The following is a 13,018-nucleotide window of genomic DNA, read 5'->3' as shown; positions in this document are numbered from 1 at the left end:
CTGGCCAGAAAGCTGGCCAGGATCGCCTGGGGTGTCTTCAAAAGCGGCCGGGACTTCGATCCGGCCATGCTGAAAGTGGGTCAAGCCTGCTTCCAGCAGGCTTGACCACGAACATAGGATCTCGACTCATTCCATCACCGCGCGAACAGCAGTCGAGCATGGCTCGACTCTACAGATGCAGCGCAATGGCGGCTTCAATCTGCTGCGGCGACTGGAACCCGGCCAGGCGGGTGCGTTCGTCGCCGTCACGGAACAGGGACAGCGTCGGCGTCTGCCGCAACCCCAGTCCCCTGAAGAACGCTTCACCCAGCACTTCCAGCTGCACGCGCAGCAGGGTAATGCCCTGTCCTGCACTGCTGGTCGCCACCCGGTGCAGCGACATCTCCAGCATCCTGCAACCCGGGCACTGGTCCTTGTGGAAATCCACCAGCACCCGCGGGTGTTCGGCCAGCAGCTGCTGGAACTGCTCAGGCGTGGTGGCGTCGATGATCTGCATCGGTGTTGCTCCAGTAATGGGCCAGAACCGCATCGGTCCAGGCCTCGATGGACCCGGCATGGCGTTCGCCATGCGGCATCTGTTCAATCTCCAGCGGCGGGTAGTCGCTGTGGAAGTAGCGGATCAGCCGGTGCACGGCGCCGCAGTAGTACTCCTGCCCCCACTGCGTCTCGCCGGTACCGAACACCGCCAGCTGCCGTGGCCGCTCGCCGCGCTCGGCGATGCCGGCCACCCAGGCTTTCATCTCCGACGGCGTGCGGCCGGCGTTGTCGGTCCAGCAGCCCAGCAACACCAGGTCGGCCTCATCGGCGGCCAGAGGCGGTGCCTGGCGCAGGTCGTCGGCCTCCTGCCAGTGCACCGCATGGCCCGCTGCGCGGCAACGCTCCGCAATCTGCCGAGCGAGCTCGCGGGTGTTGCCGCTCAACGAGGCGACCACCAGCAGGATGCTCAGCGCTTCGCTGGGCTCAGAGGTCGTCGAAGCCGTTGTCGACGTTGGTCTTCTTGTAACTTGCATTGCGCATCTCGAAGAAGTCGGTCTTGGTTTCGGTGAAGTTGTCGGCGTAGGCCTTGATCCACGGCATCACGTTGTCGGTGGTGTCGCTGTACAGGCGCTCGATGCCGAGCATGCCGGCCATCTTGTTGGCGCGGTACTTCACGTAGCGCACCATCTCGTCCACGTCGATGCCATCGATGCCGTCCAGCACCTCCGACGACCACTGCGTCTCCAGCTCGATCGCATGCTCGAACGACTGGTGCACGTAGGCGGTCAGCTCGTTGGTCTGCAGCTCCGGGTTCTCGCCGATGATGGCGCGGATCAGCTCGCTGATGAACTTGGTATGCGCCAGCTCGTCGCGGTTGATGAAGCTGATGATCTTGCCGGTGCCATTCATGCGGTTCTGCCGCACCATGTTGTAGAAGTAGGCGAAACCGGAATAGAAGTTGATGCCTTCCAGGATCGAGGACTGGATCAGCGACTTCAGCAGGGTCTCGGCGGTCTTCTCGCGCATGAAGTCGTCATACGCGCCCATGATCGGTGCGTTGCGCTTGATGATGGTCGGGTGGGTGCGGGCGATCTCAAAAATGCGGTTCTGGTTCGGCAGGTCGGTGATCGAGGCCAGCACGTAGCTGTAGCTTTCGTTGTGGATCACTTCCTGCTGGCCGATGATCGCCGCATTGGCGTGCGCGGCCGGGTCGGTGATGTACTCGGCCACGTTGTAGATGAAGCGGGTCTGCGGTGAGTCGAGCGTGGCCAGCAGGCCGATGATCGAGTCGTAGGCGTTCTTCTCGCGCGCATTGAGCTCGCCGTACTGGCGGGCATCGAGCTTCATGTCGACCTCATCGGGAATCCAGAAGTTGGTCGACAGCTCCTTGTAGGCCCGATAGAACGACGGGTACGGAATGTCGTTCCAGTTGAGGATGCCGCTGGTGCGGCCGTTGATGATGCCGGTGCTGCGGTTGGGATGGCGCGGTTCGAGGATCTTGATGCGGTCGAGGGGGGTTGCCATGGGTTTTTGCCTTCGTTCTCTTTCTATCGTGTTGCCGGCCAGCGGCCGGCACTACCGTGGGTCGCCGGCGGTCAGCTGGAGCACCACTCGCATTCGCTGATGTCGATGTCGTTGGAGCGCACGTAGTAGGTGGTCTTCAGGCCCTCGCGCCAGGCGCTCAGGTGCAGCTCCAGCAGGGTGCTGGCGCGGATGGTGCTTGGCACGTACAGGTTGAAGCTGATCGACTGGTCGACGTGGCGCTGGCGGCGTGCGTTCTGGCGCACGCTGGCGAACTGGTCGACCTTGTAGGCGCCCTTCTCGTAGTACGGCCAGGTTTCCAGCGACAGGCCCGGCGCGGCCACCGGCCGCCGGAAATCCTTCTTTTCCTCGTAGTAGAACGCGCTGTAGATCGGGTCGATGGAGGCGGTGGAACCGGCAATCTGCGCGGTGCTCATGTTCGGCGCCACCGCCAGCAGCCAGCCGTTGCGCAGGCCGTACGTGGCGACCTCGCGGGCCAGGCTGTCCCAGGCCGCGCCGCTGTAGTCGCGATCGCTGAAGTAGCGGCCGTTGTGCCAGTCGCTGCCGGCGAACATCGGGTAGCTGCCCTTTTCCTTTGCCAGCTGCGCGCTGGCCTGGATGGTCAGGAAGTTGATGCGCTCGTAGAGGCGGTCGGCCAGCTCTTCGGCATCCGGCGATTCCCACTGGATCGCCTGCTGCGCCAGCAGGTGGTGCCAGCCGAACGTGCCGAGGCCGATGGCGCGGTACTTGCGGTTGGTGATCGTGGCCTGCGGTACCGGCAATGCGTTGAGGTCGATCACGTTGTCGAGCATGCGCACCTGGATCGGGATCAGGCGTTCCAGCACGTCGGTGGCCAGCAGGTCATCCGGCGCACTGATCGCACGTCCGAGGTTGATCGAGGACAAGTTGCAGACCACGAAGTCACCGGCCCGGCGCGTGGTGACGATCTGGTCGCCGCTGACGATCTCCTGGATCATCCGCGTCGGGCTCATGTTCTGCAGGATCTCGGTGCACAGGTTGCTGGAATAGATCATGCCCGCGTGCTTGTTCGGGTTCCGGCGGTTGACCTCGTCGCGGTAGAACAGGAACGGGTTGCCGGTCTCCAGCTGGCTGAGCATGATCCGCTTGAACAGATCGATGGCCTTCACCGTGCGGCGGCTGATGCGCTCGTCAGCCACCAGCTCGGCATAGCGGTCGCGGAAGCTGCCCGAACCACGCTTCTCGTCGTAGAAGTCCTGCAGGTACCAGCCCTTGGCCTGCTTCACCTCGTGCGGATCGAACAGGTACCAGTCGGCGCGACGTTCGACCGCTTCCATGAACAGGTCGGGCACGCAGACCGAAGTGAACACATCGTGCGCGCGCAGGCGCTGGTCGCCGTTGTTGAGGCGCAGGTCCATGAAGGCTTCGATATCGCGGTGCCAGATGTCCAGGTACACCGCCACCGCGCCCTTGCGCTGGCCGAGCTGATCAACCGACACCGCAGTGTTGTTGAGCTGCTTGATCCACGGCACCACGCCACCGGAGGAATTGGCCACGCCACGGATCGGCGCACCGCTGCTGCGCACATAGCCCAGATAGGCACCCACACCACCGCCGTGCTTGGACACACGGGCGATATCGGTGTTGGAGTCATAGATGCCCTGCAGGCTGTCGTCCACCGTGTCGATGAAGCAGCTCGACAACTGCCCGCCCACCTTGCCGGCATTGGCCAGGGTCGGTGTGGCCACCGTCATGTACAGGTTGGACAGCGCCCAGTAGGCCTCGCCGACCAGCTGCATGCGCCGCTCGCGCGGCTTTTCCTCCTGCATCAGGTACAGCGCGATGGTCAGCCAGCGCTCCTGCGGCAGTTCGTAGACTTCGCGGCTGCGGTCGCTGGCCAGGTAGCGCGTGGCCAACAGGTACAGGCCGTTGTAGGCGAACAGGCGGTCGCGTTCCGGGTCGATCATCTCGCCGGCCTGCTGCAGCTCTTCCTTGGAATAGCAGCGCAGGATGTCGTTGCTGTAGATGCCGCGGTCGGCCAGGCTTTCCTGCAGGCCCACATACGAGCCGTACTTCAGGCCGACATCGTAGAAGCGGTTGCGGCTGGCACGCTTGTACAGGCGGCGCAGGTAGATACGCGCGGCAAACTGTTCCCACTCCGGCGCGACCAGGTCCACCCGCGACTCGGCCTCGCGGATCAGCAGATCGACCAGATCATCGGCGCTGATGCTGGGCTTGCGCTCGACCATCGCCTGCACCACGCGGCGGTAGTCGCTCACATCCAGCTGCGGGAACTCGGCATGCACGGCGTCGATGCTGCGCTGCAGGCGCTCGGCCTCGAACGGCAGGCGACGGTTGCCGGCCTCTTTGGTGATCCAGGTCGGCACGCGCTCGCCACCGGCGCGCAAGGCGTCGCCAGCGCCGGCCAGATCGGCCACGCGGAAGGTACTGTCGGTCATGGTGGTGAAACTCCAGGCTCGCACGCGCGTTGGCGGTCGATGCCATGGCGGCCCTGCACGCGATACCGGCGCACGGGGCGGTCGGGGTGGGATGCCAAAGCGCGGGAACACCAGATCGTCGGCAACAGCCTGCGCCTGCGGCCGGTATCCGGGCCGTGGGGGCGATCTGGGTCCGCACGATGGCGGCCGCGTCGACACGGCAAGCCTTCAGGGGCGGGCCGCGGGACGTTTGCTGCATGTCCGGCGGCGGCGGCTGACCGGGAGTGACGGCCACAACATAGTGGGGATATCGGAACTCGTCAACACAAGATGCGGTAATCAGCACATGTCGCGACGATCAGTCGCAGGATGCCGTGTTGCACCTGCGGCGCCTTGTCGACAGCGCCTGCGTCCCCAGTTCGATACAACATCAACTTTCCCCGGAACACCGCCCATGCGCGCTGCCCAATACCCCTCCTTCGGCGACCCGGCCGAGGTCCTTGCCATTGCCGAAGCGCCCCTGCCCGAGCCCGGCCCCGGCGAGGTGCGCATCCGCACCGTGCTGGCCTCGATCCACAACCACGACCTGCTGACCGTGCGCGGCCTGTATGGCTACAAGCCAGCGCTGCCGGCGATTGGTGGCAGTGAAGCGCTGGGCGTGGTCGATGCACTCGGTGATGGCGTCGACGGCCTGCAGATCGGCCAGCGGGTTGCCGCCGCCTCGGTGCACGGCACCTGGGCCGAGGCCTTCATCGCCCCGGCACGCATGGTGATTCCGATGCCGGAGGCGATCCCGGACGAAATGGCCGCGCAGCTGATCGCCATGCCGCTGAGCGCGCTGATGCTGCTGGAATTCCTGCACGTCGAAGCAGGCCAGTGGATCGTGCAGAACACCGCCAACGGCGCGGTGGGCAAATCGCTGGCGATGCTGGCGCGGGCGCGTGGCGTGCATGTGGCCAACCTGGTGCGCAATGCCGATGCGGTCGCACAGTTGAAAGTGCTGGGCATCGATCATGTGTTCGACACCTCGGTGGACGGCTGGAAGGATCGCGTGCGTGAGGCGACCGGCGAAGCGCAGGCCGCGGCCGCGGTGGATTCCATCGGCGGCGACGCCAGCGGCGATCTGGTCGACCTGCTTGGCCACCACGGCACCCTGGTGTCGTTCGGTGTGATGAGCGGCGAACCCATGCGCATTCCCGCCGGCGGCCTGATCTACAAGGAAGCCACGGTGAAGGGTTTCTGGGGCAGCAAGGTCAGCCAGGCGATGGCGGTGGAGGACAAGCGCCGGCTGGTTGGCGAACTGCTGAAGCGCGCGGCGAGCGGCGAACTGACCCTGCCGGTGGAGCAGATCTTCGCACTGGACGACATCGCCCAGGCAGCAAAGGCCGGTGCGGGTTCGGGCCGCAATGGCAAGGTGCTGCTGCGGCCTTGATGGCCGGACAACCGGGGTCGGATCCCTTTCCGTTGGAAAGGGATCTGACCCGCAGCAGGAGTGCGGACCAACGGTCCGCACCCACCGAAGCACAGACCGCCCCACCGAGGCCACAGACTTTCGTTAAGAACCTGTGATGTATAACTGAATGCGCTTTCGTCATTGGAAGGCGCACGTGGCTGCGTGCGGTACTGACGGCTCCTCCCCCGTTCGGCGTTGTCGCTTCCATGTACCGCACCACCCTGAACCTGCTTGCCGGCGCGATCGCGCTGGGCCTCACCGCCGGCGCTGCCGGCGCCGCTGAAACCGCCGATTCCGGCAAGGACAGCACCACCCTCGGCACTGTGCTGGTGACCGGCTCCAACATCAAACGCAGCGATACCGCCGGGCCCAACCCGGTGCAGATCGTCAGCCGCGAACAGATCGAGCAGACCGGTCGTTCCACCCTCACCGACGTGCTGCGCAACCTGTCGGCCAATGCCGGCAACAGCTTCGACGAGCAGTACACCGGCAGCTTCGCCGCCGGTTCTGCATCGATCGGCCTGCGTGGCCTGTCACCGAAGAACACGCTGGTGCTGGTCAATGGCTATCGGGTGTCCAACTTCGGCTTCGCGCTCAACACCCAGGACACCTTCGTTGACCTCAATGCGCTGCCGATCAGTGCGGTCGAGCGCATCGAAGTGCTGAAGGATGGCGCCTCGGCGGTGTACGGCTCCGACGCCATCGCTGGCGTCATCAACATCATCCTGCGCAAGAACTTCCAGGGCGTGGAAGTCGGCGGCGGCTTCGGTACCGCCACCCAGGGCGGCCTGAACGAACGCAAGGCCAACCTGCTGGCCGGCTTCGGTGATCTGGAACAGCAGGGCTGGAACGTGCTGTTCGGGCTGGATCTGCTCAAGCGCGACCGCCTCGATGGCGATGACCGTGCCTATACCCGCAGCGGCGATTTCCGCGACAAGCCGGGCGGCCGCCTGGCCGGGTGGTCCACTGCCGGTGGCAACTGGCTGAGCAACCCGCGTGCGCCGCAACCGTTCGCCAACTGCCCCGACGGCAGCCAGCTGCGCCCGTACAGCGACTTCGGCAGCACCCTGCCCGGCCAGGCCTGCGCCTTCAATGCGCAGCCGTTCAAGACCCTGCAGCCCGGCGCCGAGCGCCTGCAGGCGTCGCTGAGTGCGACCTACCGCTTCAATGACAGCGTCGAGGCCTTCGCCGATGTGCTGTACAGCCACAACAAGGCCGACCAGATCTTCAGCGCGCCACTGACCGTCGGGCCGGGCCTGCGTGCCTACAACCCGGCCACCGGCACGCTGATCGATGTGCCGGCGGTGCTGCCGGTCGGCCACCCGAACAACCCGCGCAGCACGCCGCTGCCGTTCGAGTACACCTTCTTCGATCTCGGCCCGCGCCTGAAGGACAACACCCAGGTGTTCTACCGTGCCCTGGCCGGCGTGCGTGGCAGTGGCGAGCGCTGGGACTGGGAAGTGGCAGCGCTGACCTCGCAGAGTGCACAGCGCGAGTACGTCGACAACTTCGTCAACCGCTACGCCTTCGAGCAGATCCTGCGCGATGGCAGCTACAACATCCTCAACCCGTCCAGCACGCCGGGGGCGCTGGATGCACTGCGCCTGCAGACCAAACGCCCCGGCTGGTACAAGCTGCACTCGTTGAACGTAAAGGCGTCGACCACGCTGTGGGAGCTGCCGGCCGGTGCGGTCGGCTTCGCCTGGGGCGCCGAGTTCCGCAAGGAATCACTGGATGCGCGCACCAGCGCGCAGGTGCTGTCGGGTACCGAGCTGCGCCCGGCCATCAACGTGGTCAACGGCGAGCGCCAGGTCAGTGCCGCCTACGCCGAACTGAGCGTGCCGCTGCATCGCACGCTGGAACTGCAGCTGGCCGGTCGCGGCGACCGCTACGACGACTTCGGCAAGGCGTTCTCGCCGAAGGTGGCATTGCGCTGGCAGCCGCTGGACAGCCTGCTGCTGCGCGGCTCGTTCTCGCGTGGCTTCCGTGCGCCGTCGCTGCCGGAGATCGCGCCGGGCCAGACCGTCAGCTACGGCTCGGTGATCGATCCGTTCGACCCACTGCAACCGGGTGGCAGCCGCGGCGTGACCAACATCCGCACCGGCAACCCGGACCTGAAGGCCGAGCGCTCGCGCAATTTCAACGTGGGTGCGGTGTGGTCGCCGGATGGCGATACCAGCATCGGCCTGGACTGGTACCGCATCGAACAGGACAACCTGGTCAAGCCTGACAGTGCGCAGTTCATCGTCGACAACCCGACCCTGTTCCCGGGCCGCGTACAACGCGAGAACGGACGCATCCAGTTCATCACCAACCAGTACGCCAACCAGGGCGAACTGACCACCTCGGGGCTGGACCTGGACGCCAGCCGTACCTTCCGCACCGACGGTTGGGGCAACTTCACCGTCGCCGGCAGCTGGACCCACCTGCTCAGCTTCAGGCAGCCGCTGGTGGCCGGCCAGGCGCCCTATGACGGGGCCGGCAACAACCGCCACGGCGCACTGCCGCGCACCCGCGGCACCACGTCATTGAACTGGGCGGCGGGCGACTGGAGCAGCACGCTGAGCCTGCAGTACGTGAGTGGCTACGACCAGCGTGTGGCGACGGTCACCAGCAACCCGGGGCTGCGCGACCGCATCAAGCCGTATCACCAGCTGGATCTTTACGTCGCCTACGAAGGTATTCCCAACACCACGCTGTCGCTGTCGGTGCTGAACCTGACCGACAGGGACCCGCCGTTCGACCCGGCCGGTGGCTCCAATGGTTTCGACATCAGCCAGTACAACCTGCGCGGGCAGTTCGTCTCGCTGGGCGCGCGCTACCGGTTCTGATGCGATATCGGGGCGGCGGTGATGCGCCGCCCCAATTGTGCTGCCGGCCAGCGGCCGGCACTACCACTGACCGCCGGGGCCAGCCCGGCGGTCGTGCATCAACGGCTCAGGTGCAGGAACTGCAGGTGCCGTTCGTACTGGCTGATGATGTCGTTGATGATCTGCTTGCGGCTGTAGCCGACCAGGTCGTAGTCCTGGCTGCCTTCGTACAGATGCACTTCGGCGCGGTAGTAGCGCTGGTTGCGCAGCTGCTGCGCGGCGAACGATGGGGTCAGGTAGCCACTCAGGATCACCCGGTACAGGAAGTCCTGCTGCTCGCCGTGGTTCACCGTCAACTCCATGTCGCCGGCCTCGAACCGCGTGGCCACATCCCAGCCCTGCCCGCGCAGCTGCTCGGCCACCGCCTCCATCGCTGGCTTCACGGTGTCGTCCATGAAGCGGTAGACCTGGTCGCGCACCGGGAAGTGCATGGCCTGGCTCAGGCGCTGGCGCCAGCCCTGGTGGTGGCGGTCGTCACCGATCAGCGGCGAGGGCCGGTACTGCAGCGCGCGCTTGCGGTGCGATTCGTCACTGAAGGCGCGGGTCAGGCCCCACATCATCAGCAACAACACCGCCGAGAACGGCAGCGACGCCAGCACCACCGCCGATTTCAGCGCATCGATGCTGCCGGCCAGCAGCAACCCGGCGGTCAGCACCGCGATCACCGTGCCCCAGAACACGCGCAGCCAGCGCGGACCATCATCCTCCGGCGCCCCGCCATGCGAGGACAACGTGGACAGCACCACCGCGCCGGAGTCAGCCGATGTCACGAAGAAAATGAAACTGACGAACACCGTCACCGCGATCACCGCCTTGCTCCACGGATACCCATCCAGCAGGGCATACAGCACGGTGGGTGGATCATCCACCGCCAGTTGCGCCAGTTGCTGCTGGCCATGGTGCAGCACCTGGTCCAGTGCACTATTGCCGAAGATCGACAGCCACGCCAGGGTGAAGCCGAGCGGGATCAGCAGCACGCCGAACACGAATTCGCGGATGGTGCGGCCACGCGAGATGCGCGCGATGAACAGGCCGACGAACGGCGCCCAGCCGATCCACCAGGCCCAGTAGAACACCGTCCAGCCGCCCAGCCATTCCGGTCGGCCGCCATAGGCGTACACATCGAAACTCTTGCCGACCACGCTGCCGAGGTAGTCGCCCAGGTTCTGCATCAGCGTGCTGAGCAGATACTGGGTGGGGCCGGCGCACAGCATGAACAGCACCAGCGCGATCGCCAGCAGCATGTTGATGTTGGCCATCCAGCGCACGCCCTTCTCCACGCCTGAAACGGCCACGGCCACCGCCGCGCCCATCATGCTGACCACCAGGATGATCTGCACCAGGTTGGAGTGCGGGATGTTGAACAGGTGCGACAGGCCAGCGTTGAGGTGCAGCACGCCGAAGCCCATGTCGGCGCCGATGCCGAACACGGTGGCGACAATGCCCAGCGCATCCACGGTATAGCCGATCGGGCCATTGATGCGCTTGCCGATCAGCGGGTACAGCGCCGAACGCAGCGCCAGCGGCAGGTTGTGGCGGTAGGCGAAGTAGGCCATCGCCATCGCCGCGAGTGCGAACACGCCCCAGCCATGCAGGCCCCAGTGCAGGAACAGCAGCTGCATGGCCTGGCGCGCACCAGCCTCACCGGCCGCCGGATCGCCCTGCGGCGGCTGCAGGTAATGGGTCAGCGGTTCGGAGACACAGAAGAAGAACAGGGTGATGCTGATGCCGGCGGCGAACAGCATGCCGGCCCAGGAGAGATAGCTGAACTCCGGCTCGTCATGGTCGGCACCGAGCTTGATGCCACCGTACTTGGACAGCGCCACGCCGACCACGAACACCAGGTAGAGGGTCATCGCCAGCAGGTAGTACCAGCCGACATTGAGGGCGGCCCAGTCCTGCGCCTTGACCAGAAGGCGGCCCGCACCGAGCGGGAACAGGCTGACAAACAGCGCGAACGCCACGACAACGATCGCCGCGAAGGCGAACACAGGTCGAAGAGTGCGCACCGGGGATTGTTGCGGCTCCAGTACTTCCATGGGGCGGCGTTCTCCGGTAGATCAAAGGGTTAGCCGACCGATTCTGGCTGAACCGCAGTGGACAGAGCATGAAGTTGCAGCCTGTGGTCACAGGCCCGGCCCACCATTCCGTGTTATCACGCGCGCGCCGAAGCGCGCCTGCGAGCGCGGCCGCGCGCGGACCGCGTGCATCGCGGCCACGCGCGTACTGTCCAATCACGACATCACATGCACCGCGCACAGCTTGTTGCCATCCGGGTCGCGCAGGTAGGCCAGGAACAGCTGCCGCCCGGCCATGTTGCGGATGCCGGCCGGGTCTTCGATGGCGGTGCCACCGTGGCTTACGCCTGCGTCCTGCCAGCCACGCACGGCATCGGCACTGTCCAGGGTGAAGCCGATGGTGCCGCCATTGGCATGGCAGGCCGGCTCACCATCGATCGGTGCGGTGACGATGAACATGCGGCCGTCCTTGAAATACACCAGGCGCCCCTTGTCATCGAAGACACCGGGACGGGCGCCCAATGCGGTGAACAGGGCATCGTAGAAGCGATGCGCGACGTCCATGTCGTTGGTTCCAACGGTGATGTGGCTGAACATGCGGGCACTCCCTGCGGAAAGACCGCAGTGTCGGCGAGCCCAGCGGTCATCGCAAACGCCCTGGCCGTTGCCCCCCTGCACAGGGTTTGTCGTACACCTCCCGATCACACTATAATGGGAATCATTCTCATTAATGATCGATGCCGATGGCCGTGCCCGCCGCCTCCAGCACCGCGCTGGCGGGGTTCTACCGCGAACACCATGGCTGGCTGCTGGGCTGGCTGCGCCGCCGCACCCACAACGCCGACTGCGCCGCCGACCTGACCCAGGACACCTTCGTGCGCCTGCTCAGCCGACGCGTCGATCCCTCCGAACTGCGCCTGCCACGTGCTTATCTAAGCACTATCGCGCACGCCCTGCTGGTCAACCACTGGCAGCGCGCGGACCTGGAGCGCGCCTACCTGACGGCCTTGGCCGCGCAGCCGGAGCCGGTGCATCCATCGGCGGAAGAACGCACGCAGGCACTGCAACTGCTGCACGCCATCGCCGACATGCTGGCCGGCCTGGCCGAGCGGCCACGCCGTGCGTTCCTGCTGGCCCGGCTGTCCGGCCTGGGCTATGCGGAAATCGGCCAACAGCTGGGCGTGTCCGAGCGCATGGTCAAGAAATACATGGCGCAGGCGATGCTGCATTGCCTGCGCCTGTCCGGCGACGCGGCGGCATGAGTGCGGCATTGGCTGGCCCGGCCCTGGAACAGGCTGCCGAATGGTTCGCGCTGCGCCAGCAGGGCTGGAGCGACGGCGACCAGCAGCGCTGGCACGCCTGGCTGCAGGCCGATGCCGATCATGCCGACGCGTGGCGCCGGGTCGAGACGGTCTGGCAGTCTTTTGCTCCCCTGTCGGCACCGGCTGCTGCCACGGCGCTCGATACTGCCGGACGTCGCCGCCGTCGCGCGCTTCGCAGTCTCGGTGGCGCCCTCGGCATCGGTGCGGTCTCCCTGCTCGGCCTGCACGGGCTGCGCGAACAACGCGGCCTGCAGACACAGCGCACCGCTGCCGGACATACCGGGCACTGGAGGCTGATTGATGGCAGCCAGTTATGGCTCAACGCCGACAGCGAAGTCACCATCGACATCGGCAGCGGCCGCCGCGCCCTGCATCTGCTGCGTGGCGAGCTGCTGCTGCAGACCGGCCACCATCCTGCATTCACCGGCCTGCCCCTGACCGTGCATGTGCCGGGCGCACGCCTGCAGCCAATGGGTACCCGCTTCGCGGTCGGTCGCGAAGCGCAGGACAGCCGGTTGGATGTATTCGAGGGCGTGGTGCGCTGCCTGCCGATGTTCGGTGCGGCGCTGGATGTGGCTGCCGGAGGCGCGGTGCGGATCGGCCCGATGGGCGGGCTCACAACGGTCGCTGCCGATCCTCTGCGCGGTGACTGGCAGGACGGACGCCTGCAGGTACAGGACACGCCTTTGATCCGCGTCATCGATGAGCTGGCCCGCCAGCATCAGGGCTATCTGGGTTGTGATCCGGCGCTCGCCGCATTGAAAATCACGGCGGTACTGCCACGCCTGGACAGCACCCAGGCGCTGCATCTGCTGGCCCGCGCCCTGCCGATCCGTGTCGAGCAGCGCTGGCCGTGGTGGACCGTCGTGCGTCCGCTTTGAAATCGCGGTTCCCTTTCTGCGCGGTCACCGGGCCCTACAAGGGAACCCATTGCGGATGT

10 protein-coding genes and 1 pseudogene are annotated in these 13,018 nt (G+C 65.9%); 5 read left to right on the top strand and 6 right to left on the bottom strand.

The window, feature by feature from the left end:
- Positions 1-105 (top strand): annotated as a pseudogene (locus AC5O77_RS13740) (IS110 family transposase); the annotation flags it as partial.
- Between the two features lie 64 nt (positions 106-169).
- Here AC5O77_RS13740 and AC5O77_RS13735 read toward each other — a convergent pair.
- From AC5O77_RS13735 to AC5O77_RS13720, 4 genes are all read right to left on the bottom strand, one after another.
- Positions 170-496, bottom strand: a complete 327-nt coding sequence (locus tag AC5O77_RS13735) for a thioredoxin family protein (RefSeq protein ID WP_032130003.1) — start codon at positions 494-496, stop codon at positions 170-172.
- On the bottom strand, positions 468-935 hold the full coding sequence (locus tag AC5O77_RS13730) for a flavodoxin (RefSeq protein WP_494506912.1): 468 nt from the start codon (positions 933-935) through the stop codon (positions 468-470). The genes AC5O77_RS13735 and AC5O77_RS13730 overlap by 29 nt, the downstream gene beginning before the upstream one ends.
- 25 nt (positions 936-960) lie before the next feature.
- A complete protein-coding gene (locus tag AC5O77_RS13725) occupies positions 961-2,001 on the bottom strand; it encodes a ribonucleotide-diphosphate reductase subunit beta (protein ID WP_024957408.1) in 1,041 nt (346 codons plus the stop codon).
- Between the two features lie 71 nt (positions 2,002-2,072).
- Positions 2,073-4,436 carry a ribonucleoside-diphosphate reductase subunit alpha gene (locus tag AC5O77_RS13720; RefSeq protein WP_494506911.1) on the bottom strand — a complete coding sequence of 788 codons (2,364 nt, stop codon included), beginning with the start codon at positions 4,434-4,436 and terminating at the stop codon, positions 2,073-2,075.
- A gap of 433 nt (positions 4,437-4,869) precedes the next feature.
- On the opposite strand from AC5O77_RS13720, the gene AC5O77_RS13715 reads away from it, so the two are divergent.
- Positions 4,870-5,847 (top strand): zinc-binding dehydrogenase, encoded by a 978-nt coding sequence (locus AC5O77_RS13715; protein ID WP_494506910.1) that lies wholly within the window; start codon positions 4,870-4,872, stop codon positions 5,845-5,847.
- A gap of 227 nt (positions 5,848-6,074) precedes the next feature.
- Positions 6,075-8,699, top strand: a complete 2,625-nt coding sequence (locus tag AC5O77_RS13710) for a TonB-dependent receptor (RefSeq protein WP_494506909.1) — start codon at positions 6,075-6,077, stop codon at positions 8,697-8,699.
- Positions 8,700-8,797: 98 nt separating this feature from the next.
- Here AC5O77_RS13710 and betT read toward each other — a convergent pair whose 3' ends face one another.
- Positions 8,798-10,777: a choline BCCT transporter BetT gene (gene betT, locus AC5O77_RS13705; RefSeq protein ID WP_006372779.1), complete on the bottom strand. Its 1,980-nt coding sequence runs from the start codon at positions 10,775-10,777 to the stop codon at positions 8,798-8,800.
- 195 nt (positions 10,778-10,972) lie between these two features.
- On the bottom strand, positions 10,973-11,353 hold the full coding sequence (locus AC5O77_RS13700; protein WP_006372781.1) for a VOC family protein: 381 nt from the start codon (positions 11,351-11,353) through the stop codon (positions 10,973-10,975).
- Positions 11,354-11,499: 146 nt separating this feature from the next.
- Between AC5O77_RS13700 and AC5O77_RS13695 the strand changes: the two genes are divergently transcribed.
- Both AC5O77_RS13695 and AC5O77_RS13690 read left to right on the top strand, forming a co-directional pair.
- Complete coding sequence (locus AC5O77_RS13695) at positions 11,500-12,018, top strand: sigma-70 family RNA polymerase sigma factor (protein WP_049400598.1); 519 nt, start codon at positions 11,500-11,502, stop codon at positions 12,016-12,018.
- Positions 12,015-12,959: a FecR family protein gene (locus tag AC5O77_RS13690; RefSeq protein ID WP_494506908.1), complete on the top strand. Its 945-nt coding sequence runs from the start codon at positions 12,015-12,017 to the stop codon at positions 12,957-12,959. The genes AC5O77_RS13695 and AC5O77_RS13690 overlap by 4 nt, the downstream gene beginning before the upstream one ends.
- Positions 12,960-13,018: the final 59 nt, after the last annotated feature.

The sequence above is a fragment of the Stenotrophomonas sp. INTA L402-1 genome (genome assembly GCF_059295135.1).
This window is presented reverse-complemented; position numbering and strand designations above follow the sequence as displayed.